This is a genomic window from Pseudarthrobacter sp. LMD1-1-1.1 (genome assembly GCF_040676255.1).
In the GTDB taxonomy this organism is placed as follows: Bacteria; Actinomycetota; Actinomycetes; order Actinomycetales; family Micrococcaceae; genus Arthrobacter.
This window is the reverse complement of the sequence record NZ_JBEGHP010000012.1, coordinates 13,874-28,619: the sequence shown is the minus strand read 5'-3', so window position 1 is coordinate 28,619 and position 14,746 is coordinate 13,874. Positions and strand designations below refer to the sequence as shown.

Genomic DNA, 14,746 nt, shown 5'->3' with positions numbered 1-14,746 from the left:
ATGCAGTTCACCAGGAAGGGCCTGAAGGTCGAAGGCTTCGCCGGATTCCGGCCTATCCGAAACCTCGAAACCATGAGGATTCCGCAGGGCACAGGCCTCTTCGCCGTCGTTGTGCCGGAAGACTTCCAGGCGCGCTTTCTCACGAAAAGCACCGCCGGAGTCTTCAAGAAGAAGGACCCTTCCCTCCCCGAAGCCGTGTTGGCCACCGAATGGGTGGACGCCGCGGTCGTTCTCTACTTGGGAAAGGCCGGACCCGGAAGCAAGGGTAACCGGGGGCTTCGGCGCCAGATCCAGGAGTTCGTTGACTTTGGGCAAGGAAAGCCGCCCGGCCACTGGGACGGGCGGCTTGTCTGGCAGCTCGCTGACGCGGAATCACTGGCCGTTGCGTGGAAGGAACTTCCGGCCGGCCAGCTGAGCAGCGCGGAAGCGGGTTACCACGCTGCCTTTGTGGAGGAATATGGCCGGTTGCCGTTCGCCAACCTGGTGCAGGCACGCACCAAGGCGGGTGCCTGACGCGGCAGCACGTCCGCTAGGCAGGGCCCCGCAACCGCTCCATCTCGCGGCGGTCCTTCTTGGTGGGCCGTCCGGCGCCCCGGTCGCGCTGCGGCAACCCAAGCGCTGGAAGGACGGGCCGCGGGGGAGTGTGGTCGGTGAAGCAGTGCGACGCCGCCTCGGCCCCCACGCGTTTGGCAATGAGCCGCCGCACCTCAAGGATCCGCTCGTAGCCTGGCATGCGGACCGTGACGGTATCACCGGTCACCAGTGTTGCCGAAGCCTTGGAGGGGTTGCCGTTCAGCCGGACATGCCCTGCGCGGCAGGCTGCCGTGGCGGCAGACCGGGTCTTGTAGGCGCGGACGGCCCACAGCCACGCATCGATTCGGACACTGGCGGGAGCGGATGGGAGGCTGGTCATAATTGGCACCGAGTATAGCCCCATAGGATGCCGCCCCGGGAAGCCGGTCCAGCGTCACTCCACCGTCACGTTGACCCGCTGCACCACGTTGTTTCCCATTCCCTGGTAGTTCCAGTTCTGCTCCAGTGGTTGGGTGGCGCCGGTGATGTCCGTGGCGCGGCAGGCCAGGACGTGTTCGCCCGGGTCCGCGACCCAGGGCAGGCTCCACCTCCGCCACGAGAATCCACCTGCCGGTTTATCCAGGTGGGCGGGCAGCCAGGTGCCGTCAATCCCCACCTCGACGGCGGTCACGGCACCTTCCCCGGACCATGCCCGGCCCTCCAGCATCACCGGGCCCGCACGGAGGAATCGCCGCCGGGTGAAGAAGTCCGGGACACCCGGCGGGACCATCAACGAACGCACCCTGATCCGCGAAACCGGGCTCCCGCCGTCGTCCGCGGAGCTCTGGTAGCGGTAGGCAACCTGTTGCTGGAACCCGGTGAATGGTGCCCTGGCCACCTCGATGGACTCCAGCCATTTGACGCTGGCCATCCCGTACCAGCCCGGGACCACCAGCCGCAGCGGGTAACCATGCTGCGGCGGCAGAACGGCTCCGTTCATTTTGTAGGCAAGGACGACGTCGGGACGCAGGGCCTCGCGAATCGGCAGGCTGCGTGCGTAGCGCTGGGGGACGCCGCCCTGCAACCCGGCATCTGCCCCCGTGAACACCACTTCCGCCGCGTCCGGCAGCACACCGGCCTTGCCCAGGAGATAGGCAAGCGGCACGCCGGTCCACTGTGCGGTGCCCACCGCCTCCAGGACCCAGGGTTGGCTGAGGGGCCGCGGCTCCAGGAGCGACCTGCCATTGCCCGCGCACTCAAGGGTGACGGGCACAGTGATGGCCGGGTCGCGGCGAAGCGCGGCCATGCTCAGCTCGAGGGCACGTTCCACGGCGCCGCCGATCCGCAGGTGCCAGGAGGAAACGTCCAGGTCGGGAATGTCGAAGTGCGTGAGGACGTAGTGGAGTCCGGGCGGCGTGACCTCGCGGCGTAGTGCCTCCAGCGGCATGGAATGGTTGCGGGCGGCGAGCTGCAGTTCCTCCTGGGTGAGCGGGCCGGAGGAAGGCTGTGCGGCTGGCGCCGGAGCGGCCGCCGGCTCCTGCCGGGTGGACTGCTGGTTGCTGGGATTCATGGCGGTGCGATTCTGCTCGGCGGACTAAGGTCCCCCCGCCACAGGTCTACGCCGGGCCAACCCGCCCGTCAACGAAATTAACCGGGCTACAGCACCGGCCGGGTCAGGAACTCGGCCAGGCTGATGGGGTCCTGCCCGGTCAGTCCGTGCACATCCGGCGAAAGCCCTGCCATCTCGCCGGCCTCCATCGCCGTGTAGGTGCTGATCCACGCGTCCAGCTGCCACTGCGGGGCGCCGTAGGAAGCCCGTGACGCGTAGGCTTCCTCCACCGTCTCCGGCTGGTAGCGCACCGACCGCCCCGTGCCGGCGCTCAGCACCTCGGCGGCCTGCGCCATGCTCAGTTCCTCCGGGCCGGTCAGGTCGTACGTCTTGCCCGTGTGGATGGCGGGATCCCGCAGCACGGCGTGGGCGCTGCGGGCAACGTCCTCCCGCGCCACCCCGGAGAAAACGCCATCCCCGGCAGGGCCCCGGATCACGCCGTCGTCGCCGGTCATCAGCGGCAGGAAGTCGAGGTAGAAGTTGTCGCGCAGGAAGGTGTACGCCATCCCGGACGCCTTGATCCGCTCCTCGGTGGCGTAGTGGTCCCTGGCCAGGGTGAAGGTAGCATCCGGTGCCGCCCCGTAGAAGGAGGTGTACACCACGTGTTCCACCCCGGCAGCCGCAGCAGCATCCACGAATGCGTAGTGCTGCTGCAGCCGGTCTTCGGCCTCGGCGGCGGACACCATGAACAGGACTTTCGCCCCGTCCAGCGCCTGGCGGGAGGCGGCGCCGTCCCCATAGGAACACACCAGCGGATGTGCGTCATCCAGCTGCGGGGCGCGTGCGGCGTCGCGCACCAGCAGGCGCTGGGCGAAACCGGACGCGGCAAGTTGCCGTGCCACCATTCCGCCCAGGCCTCCGGTGGATCCGGTGACAGCGAGGTCCGGCAGTTCCGTCGGGGAGGCCACTTAGGCTTCCCGGGTAGCCGGCGACTTGGTCTGTGCGGGGTCGCGCTCGGCGAGGCCACCGACGGCGTCGTCGATACGCTTGAGGACCTCCGCCTCCAGCTTCACGCCGGCCGCGCCCACGCTGTCGGCAATCTGCTCGGGACGGGAGGCGCCCACGATGGCGGATGCAACGTTGGGGTTCTGCAGCACCCAGGCCACAGCGAGCTGCGGCATGGTGAGGCCGGCCTCCTGGGCGATCGGCTTCAGTTCCTGCACGGCTGCCAGGACGTCGTCGCGCATCCACCGCTGGATCATTTTGGCACCGCCCTTTTCATCCGTGGCGCGAGTGCCTTCGGGGGCAGGCTGGCCGGGCAGGTACTTGCCGCTGAGGACACCCTGGGCCATGGGCGACCAGACAATCTGGGACACGCCCAGCTCTTCTGACGCCGGGACCACCTCGGCCTCGATCACGCGCCAGAGCATGGAGTACTGCGGCTGGTTGGAGATGAGCTGGAAGCCCAGTTCCCTGGACAGCTTGTGGCCTTCGCGGAGCTGTTCCGCGGTCCACTCGCTCACGCCGATGTACAGCGCCTTGCCCTGCCGGACGATGTCCGCGAACGCCTGCATGGTTTCTTCCAGCGGTGTTTCGAAGTCGTACCGGTGGCCCTGGTAAAGGTCCACGTAGTCCGTCTGCAGCCGGCGCAGCGAACCGTTGATGGATTCCATGATGTGCTTGCGCGACAGGCCAAGATCGTTCTTGCCCTTGGGGCCGGTGGGGCCAAAGACTTTGGTGAAAATTTCCAGGGACTCGCGGCGCTCATCCTTCAGGGCCTGGCCCAGGACGGTTTCCGCGGCTGTGTTCGCGTAGACGTCCGCGGTGTCGAAGGTGCTGATGCCGGCATCGAGGGCGGCGCGCACACACTGGGTTGCGACGTCGTTTTCCACCTGTGAACCGTGGGTCAGCCAGTTGCCGAACGTGATTTCCGAGACTTTGAAGCCGCTGTTTCCGAGGTATCTGAATTCCATGTGTTCACGCTAACCCACATGGTTGCTCAGGGTAAGGGCTTAGCCATTCTCCTTGGCCTGCTGCTCCTTGAGTACCTGTTGCGGGCCGGCCAGCGAAACGAGGGACCCAGTATCCAGCGGCGGCAGCGGATGCAGCGGCTGGGGCTTCTTGAAGGACCGCGGCATCTCATGGGGCGGCCGGTGGTTGTGCAGGGCGGACTCCACCAGCGGGGCTACCTCGGAGACCTTGTCCGCGGGGACGGCCGGATCCGGAAGATCCCGCACGGACAGTTTGATTTCCGGCACAGCCGCCCGCGCCCTGGCCTGGGCGCGCTTGTCGGCTTCCGCGACGGCGGAGGCCCAGTCTTCGGCGAGGACCTGCGGTTCAGGGCGGGCTGCGGCAAGTTTCGGGTGGCGTACGACGGCGGTGCGCAGCGACTCCTTCAGCCGGCCCGACTTCAGCGCGGCGGCACGTTCCCGGAACGTCGTTCGCGGGCGGGGCTGCCGGGCGGGTGCGCCGGCGGAACCGGCGGAGTCCCGTTTGCCGGGCGCCCGCCCGAGCAGGGTCATCAGCACGACGGCCGTGAGGCGCCCCAGACCCGCGAGGACCAGGGTAATAACCCCGAGCAGGAAGAGGACCAGGAACATCAGGAGAGCCACGCCCATCGTGCCCAGGAAGGTCAGGTTGAGGACGAGAGTGTCCGGGTTCTCCACGTCTTCTCCTCTCTGGCCAACATCCTGGGCCCGCGTGCGGCGCATAAGGCCGGGCGCAAAGCTCCTTCTCCACCATACGGATTTTTGTCCGGCCGTGCCCGGGCGGGCAGGGCCCGGTGCCAGGTTGTAGCGAAGCTGTTACCCGATATGACAGCATCACCGGGTGACCACATCAATAGATTCCGCAAACTGCATATGTCTGTCCGGAGATCCGTACGCGGCGTGCTGTGGCCGGTTCCATTCCGGCCGGGCGGAGGCCGCCACGGCGGAACAGCTGATGCGGTCCCGGTACAGCGCCTTTGCCCTGCTCGACGAGGCCTACCTTCTGCGCACCTACCATCCGTCCACCGCGCCGGCAGCCCTGGACCTGGACCCTGCCATGGAATGGCGCCGCCTGGACATTGTGGCCACCGGGAATGGGGGTCCCTTCGACACGGAGGGAACCGTGGAATTCAAGGCGTTCTACCGGCACGGCAAGGACCGCGGCGTCCTTCACGAGAACAGCCGGTTCGTCCGGGAGGGCGGGCACTGGCTGTACGTGGACGGCGACATCCTCGCCTGACTACTCCTCGTCGTCGTAAAACTCGCTGTCCGGGGTGAACCCGGCACGGTCAACCTCCGGTGGAACCGCATGCCCGCCAGGCCGCCGAGCACCGCACCCACGAGGGCCACAGCCGCAACCACCACCGCGGCGATAATGCTGGTGGTGGTCAGCTGTCCTTCATTGATGGGGATGCGCGGAAAGCTGTTCAGGTTGGCCAGGACGTTGAACTGCTGCCCTGCCACGAGCCCCAGGATGGCCACCACAACGGCCGCGATCAGGGCCCAGATCCACACCATGATCCCCTGCTTGACGCCGTTGAAGCGGGCCATGCGGCCTGCCACGTAGCCGCCGCAGTAATAGGAGAGGAACAGGATCACCAGAAGGACGATGATCCCCACCAAACCGACCGTGCCGCTGTTCTGGGCGGCCTGGTTTACGGCCTGGTTGACGTCGGTGTTGCTGGCGAGGCCCACGGCGGTCCCGGCCGCTGCCACCAGTGCGGTCAGCAGGACGGCCATTCCGGTGGCGGTCAGCCAGCCAAAGAAGGCAGAGCCAACCTTGATGCCGCCGAACCGCTCCTTCTGGCGCGCCACGGCAGTTTCCCTGTCTGCCAGGGTTGGGTCCGCCGCGGGTGCCACCACGGGTGTCGCTCTGGTCGGGGCAGGAGCGTACGTCCGCTCGGCCGTCGGCGCCACATAGTCCCGGTCCACGGCCCGGTCGCGGTCCCTGGGGCGGACCGGTGCCTGGTCCATCGAGCGTGTGGCGGCGTCGTCCGCGGCTGCTTCCCGGTGGCCTCCGCCCCGGGTGGTTTCGTCCTCCCGGGAACGGCGGGGAGGCAGGTTCTCTGGGTCCGTTGAGCTGCTCATGGCTCAACTCAACCACCCGCCCCGAGTGATAGCAAGCGTGCTTACTATTTTGTGACCTGCAGTTTTACCGGTACTTCCGGTGGAGGTCCTCCTTGGCAGAAGGCCCGGGCGAAGCGTCGGCGATCCACGGGCCCGTGCCCTCGGACTGGTCCAGGACCCCCACTTCCAGCCATTCATAATCGCCGGCGAGGACCTTGTGCGTCAGTGCCTGGTCGGCGTCGTCCGTGTTCCGCCACAGCTGGTCGAAGTATTCGTCCACGCGCACCCTTGCCTGCTCGCAATAGGCGTCGGCGAGCTCGTAGGCGCCGGCGGCCTTGCCAGGGGAGGACTTGAGGAGCATCTCGGCCCGGGAGCAGCAGGCGGTCATGGCAAACAGTTCCGCGCCGATGTCCACCACGCGGCCCAGGAACGCCTGCTTGCGCTCAAGCTTGGCCTGCCACCGGCCCATGCCGTAGAAAGTTTGCCGCGCCAGGCGCCGCGACGAGCGTTCAACGAAGCGAAGGTGCCTGGCCAGCCTGCCGAACTCGCCATACGAGCGGGGGTCCATGCCGGCGCCCGCCACCAGCTTGGGGAGCCACTTGGCGTAGAAGCCGGAAGCGCCGACGGCGGCTTTCGCTTTGTCGGCCAGGCTCGCGTCCAGGGAGGCGAGGTCGCCCGCGGCGGCAAGGTGCGCGTCCACAGCTTCCCGTGCAATCAGCAGCCGCATGATTTCGGAGGACCCTTCGAAGATCCTGTTGATGCGGAGGTCCCGCAGCTGCTGCTCCGCCGGTACTGCGCGTTCCCCGCGGGCGGCCAGTGACTCGGCCGTTTCGAACCCCCGCCCGCCCCGGATCTGGACCAGCTCGTCCGCGATCCGGCAGCTGATTTCCGTGGCCCAGAGCTTTGCGAGCGCCGCTTCGATGCGTACGTCCTTCTGCCCCGCATCGGCAAGTTCGGCGGACAGTTCAAACACCGCGTCCAGGGCAAAGGCCGAGGCCGCGATGAACGCAATCTTCTTACCCACGGCCTCGTGTTCACCCACGGGCCTGCCCCACTGGGTGCGCGCATTGGACCATTCGCGGGCAATCTTCAGGCTCCATCGACCGGACGCCACGCACAGTGCCGGGAGCGCAAGGCGGCCGGTGTTGAGTGTGGTGAGTGCGATCTTCAGGCCCTGGCCCTCGCGGCCAAGCCGGTTGGCGGCCGGCACGCGCACCTGGTGGAAGCGGGTCACGCCGTTCTCGATGCCGCGCAGGCCCATGAACGCGTTGCGGTTCTCCACCGTGATGCCGGGCGAATCCATCTCCACCACGAAGGCGCTGATGCCGCCCTTGTGCCGGGTGCCGTGTGCGTCGGTGTGCGCCGGAACCACGGCCATCACCACCACCAGTTCGGCGATCACGCCGTTGGTGGTCCAAAGCTTCACGCCGTCCAAAAGGTACGCGTCGCCGTCGTCCGTTGGCGTTGCCGTGCTGCCCAGGCGGGCGGGGTCGCTCCCGACGTCGGGTTCGGTGAGGAGGAAGGCCGTGACGGCGCCTGCGGCACACCGCGGCAGGTACTCGCGCTTTTGTTCGGGCGTGCCGAAGACCTTGACGGGCTCCGGCACGCCGATGGACTGGTGGGCGGAGATGAGGGCGCCCAGGCTGGGGTGCACGCTGCCCAGCAGGGCGAGGGCCCGGCCGTAATACACCAAGGAGAGGCCCAGCCCCCCGTACTCCTCCGGGATCTTCATCCCGAACACACCCAGGTCCGCCAGGCCCTTGATGTAGTCGTCCGGAATCTTCGCATCCCGTTCGATGACCCGCCCGGACATGGTTTTCGCGAACTCGGTGAGGCGGGACATGAACTCCTCGCCCCGGTCCACGGAGGCGGGGTCCGCGGCGGGCCACGGATGGACCAGGTCCAGGTCGAAATTGCCCAGGTAGAGGCCCTTGGCGAAGCTGGGGCGTTCCCAGCCTGTTTCCCGGGCGGCCTCGGCGACGGCCCGGGCATCTTCGGCGGTAGCTCCGGCGCCGATGTTTCCGGCGGGGACGGGGGTTTCTTCAGCCGGGGCGTCTTTGGCCTGGCTGTCAGTTGCGGAGGTCATGGGTTATCTCCTTGGCCGGATTGGCCGGTGTAGCCATGGATCCGCCGGGTTGGAGAACCCTTCAGCTGTCCCTCAAGATTACCCGCGGGTAGGTTCCGGTGCTAGGGGATGGCTGGGGCTGGAAATCGCCGGGAAGCTCGACGGCCGAGGCGCGGTGGACCAGCCTTTCCCAGCCGGCGTTGATCCCGTGGACTACCGCCATCAAGGTATTGATCACCACCATCCAGGTGAGCTTGCCGGCCCCCAGCACTACCAGGGCAACCAGTCCGGCCGTGAGGACGAAGGCGGCTAATAATGCGCCAAATACCAGGGTCCCGATGAAGACCAAGGTGGCTGTTTCCACTGAGCTTAAATCGAACTGCATGAATCCCCCTGCTGCGACGTTGCTGTGCAAAAGACTGCGGTGGCGAAGACCAGTAGCAGAAGCGTAGGGGGACGGCCGCACGCCCAGCCAGTGCTGGATGGGGCAGATGTGACTGTTGATACGGGATTGAAACACTACCCGCAGGTAGGTCACGAAGCGGTCGCGGCGGCCTGCGTTAACCTTGTAGTTGGCAGTTTTCCGGTCCGTCCACTTCGGGCCACCTCCTGCCCAGCCCCCGCCCACCAGCCCAAGGAGAGTGTGTGCCCCGCTCCGCCAGGTCATCCGCTGACGCCATCAGCGCCCGGCTCCGGGACCTCGAACTCCTCACCAAGGGACCTGCCTGGGCCCTGACGCGTTCGGCGCCGTGGGTGATTGCCGTGCTCCAGGCTTCCTTCACACGCACCCGGCCGCAGGTTCCGCTTGAGGAATTCCATGCCGACGTCGACTCCTTCCTTGAGGAGCTCCGCCGCCAGGATCCCGGGCTGGGAGGAGGGGCCAACGGAAAGGCTTTTGGCGACGAATGGACCCGGCGGCAGTTCCTGACCCGCCGCAACCAGTCAGGCCAGATCGTTTACGAGGCAACCGAGCCGGCGGCCCGTGTGCTCGCCTTCCTGGACAGCCTCTCCAGCGAGCGGTCCACCCTGAACGGGTCCCGCCTGGGCACCCTGCTGGGAGACGTGGAAAAGCTCGCCAACGAAACCAACCCGGACCAGAGCGCCCGGCTCGAAGCCCTCGAAGAGGAAATCGAAGAGCGGCAGCAGCTCATCCAGAACATCAGTACCGGCGAGTTCGACGGCCTGCTGGACGACGATGAAGCGGTCGAGGCCGCCGGAAACATCCTGGACCTGGCGGCCAGCCTGCCCGCGGACTACAAGAAGATGCGTGACCGGATCGAGGAACTGGTGGGCGGCCTCCGCAACCAGATCATCGAGGAGTCCCTGACCAAGGGCGCCACTATGGCGCAGGTCCTGGAAGCCGACAAGCGGCTCCGCCAAAGTCCCGAGGGCAGGACGTTCCGGTCCTTCACGGCGTTCCTGGAGGATCCGCAGCAGCAGCTGAGGTTCCGGTCGGCGATCGGCGAGGTGCTGAGCCGGCAGTTCGCCGACGACCTCTCGCCCGACGACCGGGAAACGCTGAAGAACCTGGTGGCCGAACTCCGCCAGCAGCACAGCCAGATCCAGCGCATCTACGGCAAGCTGAGCGAAAGCCTCAACACCTACATCCAGAGCGACGACTTCCGCCAGTCGGTCCGGCTGCGGCAGGTCCTGCGCGAAGCGGAGCAGGCCATCCGTTCCCTGCCGTACGAGCGGGAACGCCCTGGGCTGGTCCCCGGGCCGGTCCTTTACAACGCCGGCTTTGAGTCCCTGTCCATGGTGAAGCTTTTCGATCCCGACGAGTTTGCGGCGCCGCCCCGCCTGGCCGATCCCATCGCCTTCACGGACTCGGACCGGGTGCGCTCGCCGAGGACCGGCAAGGCCAAACCGGCGGTGGTCCGGGCGGCCATGGCAGGAGCTGCAACCCTTGCCGATGCCTGGCAGCAGCTGCCGCCCGAAGAGCAGCACATCAACACCATCCGCGCCCTCCTGTCGGAAGCCCTGCACGCAGGGGCGGACTTCGACCGCGGCGCCTGGGATGGCCTGGACTTCGAACAGATAGACGGCTCCACCCGCAAGGCCTACCTGCCGGTGGTCACGCTCGCAAAGGATTCAGATGACTGAGGAAAGCACGACGCCGGTAGTTGAGTCCGCGGAAACGCCGGCTGGAGAACACCTGGAGGAGTCGTTGGTTGAGCAGGTTGACACCGGGGCGGCATCGGGCGCTGGGTACCCCGGACCTGTTTCACCCCGCGACACCTTCGTCGACGGCGCCGCCTTGTTCCCCGGCGACACCGGAGTCCTGTCGATGAAGGTGCGGCAGGCCCTGGTGAAGCTCCTCAAGGGCCCCTACATTGACGGCGGCCGGGACGAAAAGCTCTGGACGGTGCTGCTGGACAACCAGGTGATCCTGCGCAGCCGCCTGTCCGAGCTGTTCCTGACCCTGCAGCTGGACCATGAGCGGAAGATCGCCGTCCTGCGCCCCGTGGATCCGGAGGTGATCGGCGGCAACACCCGGTCCAGCATCCTGCGCCAGCAGCGCGCCCTCAGCCGGGTGGAAACCATCGTGCTGCTCCGGCTGCGCCTGCTGCTGGACCGGCACGTCACGGCCCAGACGGACCCCACCATCACCCGCGAGGAAATCACGGACCTGGTGGCGCACTACCAGCCCGCCGGCCAGCAGGACGCCCTGCGGGACTCGGACGTGGTCACGCGAGCCATCACCAAGCTCCTGGCCCGCCAACTCCTGCTCCCCACCGGACTGGACGACGTCTACACCATCTCCAACGCCCTGCCCCTGGCCCTCCCGTTCGAAAACATCGGCGACATCCCGGCCCACATCGAGGCCTTGGTAGCGGCCTCGGCCGACGCCACGGGCACGGAAGCACTGCTGGAGTTTGACGCCCAAGGTGGGGACGAGAATGACGACGACGGCGCAGCGCTGTCGTCGTTCCCAACCACAGCTAAGGAGGCAGGACAGTGACGATCGCGAGCATGCTTCCGTTGGGGGACGTGACCAACCCCGGGCAGATGCGCCTGGCGCTGGTGCAGGTGGTCAACTGGGGGACGTTCCACGGCGCGCACACGATGCACGTGGACCGGAACGGCACCCTGCTGACGGGTAACTCCGGCGTGGGCAAGTCCACGCTGTTCGATGCGATGCTGCGGGTGTTCGACGCCCGGCCGAGGTCGAACGAGGCCGCCGCGCAGCGTTCGGGTGCCGTGGAGGACAAGCGGACCACTTTCACGTACATGCGCGGCAAGGTGGGGGACAAGGCCGTGGGGGAGGGCTCGGCGAGCGCGTTCCAGCGCCCGGGTGCCACCTGGTCCGCCGTCGCCCTGACGTTCGACAACGCCGCCGGGACGCGGGTGACGGTCTCGGCCCTGTTCGACCTGCCAAAGAACGGGACCGAGTCCAGCGTGGGCCGGTTCTACCTGATCGACAACGTGCCGCTGGACCTTGAGGCGGTGGAGGGCATCGCGGACAAGCGCTTCACCAAGGGCGCGCTGGAGACGCTCTTCCCGCACGCCCAGGTGTTCGACGTGCACAAGGCATTCGCGGAGCGGTTCCGGCGCCTCCTGGGGATCAGCTCGGACCAGGCGCTGCCCCTGCTGCGCGTCATCCAGGCCGGCAAGGGCCTCGGCGGCAGCGTCAACACCTTCTTCCGCGACCAGGTCCTCGATGCTCCTGCCACGCTGGCCGCCGCGGACGACGTGGTGGAGGAGTTCAGCAACCTGATGTCCATCCGCCAGCGGCTCGAGGACGTCCGGCAGCAGCGGGACCAGCTGGCCCCGGTCCCGGGACTGAACAGGGAGTACGCGCAGTCGCTGCTGGATGCCAACCGGCTCCGGGAGCTGGTGGGCGGGGAGTTCGAGGCGTACCGGCAGCAGCTGGCCGTCACGGTCCACCAGAAGACCCTGGTCCGTTTCCGCGAGCTGGCGCAGGCAAAGGCCAAGGAACTCGGCGCCGAGCGTGCGGTCCGGGACGGCCTGGCCAAGGAGCTACGGCAGCTTGAAACCGACTACAACAACCAGGGCGGCAACGCGATCTCGGCCATCGAGCAGTCGCTTGAGAACGCCCGGGTTGGCCTGAAACTCCGCCAACAGGTGGAGGAGGCAGCCCAGCAGGCACTGGCCGACGCCGGCCTGCAGCTCGAGTGGAGCGCCGCCGGCTGGGAGCAGGCACACGAGCAGGCGGCGGCCCGGTCCGCCGAGCTGAAGGATGATTCGCAGGCCCTGCAGGAGCTGCGGTTCGAGGCGTTCGACGCGCACGCCAGCCGGAAACGCGAACTGGCCGCGGCTGAGCAGGAACTCGTCTCACTGAAGACGCGCAAATCGTTGCTGCCGCCGTCGAGCATTGAGAACCGCGCCGCCATTGCCGCGGCAACCGGCATCCCCGAGGACCGCATGCCCTTCGCCGGTGAGCTCATGGATCTTGCCGAGGGGGAGGAACGGTGGCGCCCCGCCGCCGAACGCGCACTCCGCAACCTGGCCACCACCCTGCTGGTTCCCGGCGAGCACTTCGGCGCCGTGACCCGCTACCTCAACGACCACAACGTCCGCGGCGCGCTGCGGGCCGTGGATGTCTCCAAGCCGCTCGCCGGCGGCGCGCTCGCCGTGGAGGACGCGCGCGACGGCGACCTGCTCACCAAGCTGGACATCCTCGCCTCGGGTGCGGCTGCTGAAGCCGGCGAATGGGTCCGCGAACGGATCGCCCTCGACTTCGCCTACCCTTGCGTGGAGGATCCTGACGAACTGGCCGCCCTGGACAAGGGCCTCAGCCTGGGCGGCGTGGTCAAGCGCAACCGGCACACGGTGGAAAAGGACGACCGGTTCAACAGCCGCCAGGATTACGTCCTGGGCTTCGATAATGCGGCCAAGCTGGAGCTCGTGGCCGGGCAGGTGGAGGACCTCCGGCAGGAAGTGGCCAAAGCCGCCGAACTGGCGCAAAGCCGCGAGGATTCGCACCAGGGCATGAGCCGGCAGCTTGACGCACTGCGCCGGATCGCGGAAGACGACCGTCCCTGGGAACAGGTGTCTGCCGCGGTGGCGGCCGATGAGCTGGCGCGGATCGAGCAGCGGCTCAAGGATGCCCTGGCGGCACAGGCGGACCTGGAGCCGCTGCGTGCCACCATCGAGGAAGTCCGGCACAAGCACCAGTCCAGCACCGAGTCCGCAGCGGTCCTGCAAAGCGAATACAAGGCACTCGACCGCCAGCTGACGGCTGCCGACAGCCTGCTGGAAGCCGCGCGCGACCGCTTGGCCCAGGCGCCGCCGTCGGACGCCACCGTCAAAGCCCTGGAGCCCTACTTCGCCGACTTCGGCGAGATCACGGAAATGCACGAGCTGGACAACCTGGCCAACCGGGTGCGGACCGCGCTGCTGGGCGAACTGCACACCGCGGAGTCGCGGGGGCAGGCGACGGCGGAGCGGCTTACCCGCATTTTCGAGGGCTTCGTACGTGAGTGGGGCAGCGCCATCTCGGCGGACCACGGCACCAGCATCGGCGCCGCGAGCGAGTTCGAGGCGCGCTACCACGCGATCGTGAACGACGGCCTGCCCGCGCAGGAGGCGGAGTTCCGCCAGTTCTTCAATCAGCGCACGCACGAGTCCTTCAGTACCCTGCTGCACCTGCTGGACGAGGAACGCCGCTCCATCACCAGCCGCATCCTGCCCCTGAACGGCATCCTGTCGCAGGTGAACTTCCACGAGGGCAGCTACCTGGAACTGGACATCAAGCAGACGCTGCCACCCACGGCCAAGCAGTTCAAGGACGCCATCCAGAACGCGTTGAAGGCCCGGCACAGCCGGCCGGCCAAATCGGAGGCCGGCCGGGCGGAGGGTTCCGGCGCTGAGGGGGACGACGACGGCGAGCTCACCGCCCGCTACAAATCCCTGGAGTCGCTGGTGAAGCGGCTTGGCTCCCAGGCACCCGAGGACCGGAGGTGGCGGGCCGAGGTGCTGGACGTGCGCGGGCACCTGTTCATCCAGTGCAAGGAGCACCGGGAAGTCACCGGTCCCCGTGGCGGTAAGAAGACCGAAGTGTTCATGCACGCCGACACCGGCTCCATGTCCGGCGGCGAGCGGCAACGGTTCACCGCCTTCATCATGGCCGCGGCCCTGAGCTACCAGCTGGGCATCGCCGAGCAGGGCTTCACCACCTACGGCACCGTGATGATGGACGAGGCCTTTGTGCTCGCGTCGGAGGAGTTCGCCGGCGCCGGAATCAAGGCGCTGCACGAATTCGGATTCCAGCTGCTGCTGGCCGCACCCGAAAACGTGATCGACCTGTCCCGGCACCTGGGCTCCGTCACCGAGATCCTCCGGGACCGGCGCACCAACCGCTCCGGTGTCCTCACGGCGCCGGTGATCCGTTCCCGCGCCGGCGAGGAGGGCGCCTGGCGGTCGGAGGCGAACCCGGTGGACATCGTCCTGCGGTAACCGGAAATTACGCCAAATAACAAATTGATGGATTTATTGGCCGCGCCATGGTGGCCAGTGTTTTCGTTGTGCCACTCTGGGATCACCAACCACACCTCGCCTGAAGAAATCCCATCGGCACTGCGGGAAGCTGGGTCCGCGCTG

Annotated in this window: 12 protein-coding genes and 1 pseudogene; 5 read left to right on the top strand and 8 right to left on the bottom strand. The window is 67.4% G+C overall.

Annotated features, from left to right (window positions below; genetic code table 11):
* Complete coding sequence (locus MRBLMD1_RS05640) at nt 1-513, top strand: hypothetical protein (RefSeq protein ID WP_159629729.1); 513 nt, start codon at nt 1-3, stop codon at nt 511-513.
* 16 nt (nt 514-529) lie between these two features.
* On the opposite strand, the gene MRBLMD1_RS05635 is transcribed toward MRBLMD1_RS05640, so the two are convergent.
* From MRBLMD1_RS05635 to MRBLMD1_RS05615, 5 genes are all read right to left on the bottom strand, one after another.
* Entirely contained in the window at nt 530-913 is a 384-nt protein-coding gene (locus MRBLMD1_RS05635; RefSeq protein ID WP_142070227.1) for an RNA-binding S4 domain-containing protein, read from the bottom strand.
* 54 nt (nt 914-967) lie between these two features.
* Nucleotides 968-2,083 carry a sulfite oxidase gene (locus MRBLMD1_RS05630; RefSeq protein ID WP_364398103.1) on the bottom strand — a complete coding sequence of 372 codons (1,116 nt, stop codon included), beginning with the start codon at nt 2,081-2,083 and terminating at the stop codon, nt 968-970.
* An 86-nt stretch (nt 2,084-2,169) separates the two neighbouring features.
* A complete protein-coding gene (locus tag MRBLMD1_RS05625) occupies nt 2,170-3,030 on the bottom strand; it encodes an SDR family oxidoreductase (protein ID WP_364398101.1) in 861 nt (286 codons plus the stop codon).
* A complete protein-coding gene (locus MRBLMD1_RS05620) occupies nt 3,031-4,035 on the bottom strand; it encodes an aldo/keto reductase family protein (RefSeq protein ID WP_364398099.1) in 1,005 nt (334 codons plus the stop codon).
* Nucleotides 4,036-4,074: 39 nt separating this feature from the next.
* Nucleotides 4,075-4,728, bottom strand: a complete 654-nt coding sequence (locus MRBLMD1_RS05615) for a hypothetical protein (protein ID WP_364398097.1) — start codon at nt 4,726-4,728, stop codon at nt 4,075-4,077.
* Between the two features lie 163 nt (nt 4,729-4,891).
* Here MRBLMD1_RS05615 and MRBLMD1_RS05610 point away from each other — a divergent pair, with 163 nt between their 5' ends.
* Nucleotides 4,892-5,290, top strand: coding sequence for a YchJ family protein (locus MRBLMD1_RS05610; protein WP_364398095.1), 399 nt, complete (start codon nt 4,892-4,894; stop codon nt 5,288-5,290).
* Here the strand turns inward: MRBLMD1_RS05610 and MRBLMD1_RS05605 are convergent.
* The 3 genes and pseudogenes from MRBLMD1_RS05605 to MRBLMD1_RS05595 all read right to left on the bottom strand — a co-directional run bounded on the left by MRBLMD1_RS05605 (nt 5,291) and on the right by MRBLMD1_RS05595 (nt 8,567).
* Nucleotides 5,291-6,138 (bottom strand): annotated as a pseudogene (locus MRBLMD1_RS05605) (hypothetical protein). It abuts the gene before it with no gap.
* Between the two features lie 64 nt (nt 6,139-6,202).
* A complete protein-coding gene (locus tag MRBLMD1_RS05600) occupies nt 6,203-8,203 on the bottom strand; it encodes an acyl-CoA dehydrogenase family protein (protein WP_364398091.1) in 2,001 nt (666 codons plus the stop codon).
* Nucleotides 8,204-8,264: 61 nt separating this feature from the next.
* A complete protein-coding gene (locus MRBLMD1_RS05595) occupies nt 8,265-8,567 on the bottom strand; it encodes a hypothetical protein (RefSeq protein WP_364398089.1) in 303 nt (100 codons plus the stop codon).
* A gap of 260 nt (nt 8,568-8,827) precedes the next feature.
* Here MRBLMD1_RS05595 and MRBLMD1_RS05590 point away from each other — a divergent pair, with 260 nt between their 5' ends.
* Genes MRBLMD1_RS05590 through MRBLMD1_RS05580 form a run of 3 tightly spaced genes read left to right on the top strand, consistent with a single transcriptional unit; the run spans nt 8,828 to nt 14,602 of the window.
* Complete coding sequence (locus MRBLMD1_RS05590; RefSeq protein WP_364398087.1) at nt 8,828-10,285, top strand: DUF3375 family protein; 1,458 nt, start codon at nt 8,828-8,830, stop codon at nt 10,283-10,285.
* Nucleotides 10,278-11,144, top strand: coding sequence for a DUF4194 domain-containing protein (locus MRBLMD1_RS05585; protein ID WP_364398085.1), 867 nt, complete (start codon nt 10,278-10,280; stop codon nt 11,142-11,144). Before MRBLMD1_RS05590 ends, MRBLMD1_RS05585 begins: the two co-directional genes overlap by 8 nt.
* The gene (locus MRBLMD1_RS05580) at nt 11,141-14,602 is read left to right on the top strand and encodes an ATP-binding protein (RefSeq protein WP_364398083.1); all 3,462 of its coding nucleotides are present in this window, start codon (nt 11,141-11,143) and stop codon (nt 14,600-14,602) included. The genes MRBLMD1_RS05585 and MRBLMD1_RS05580 overlap by 4 nt, the downstream gene beginning before the upstream one ends.
* Nucleotides 14,603-14,746: the final 144 nt, after the last annotated feature.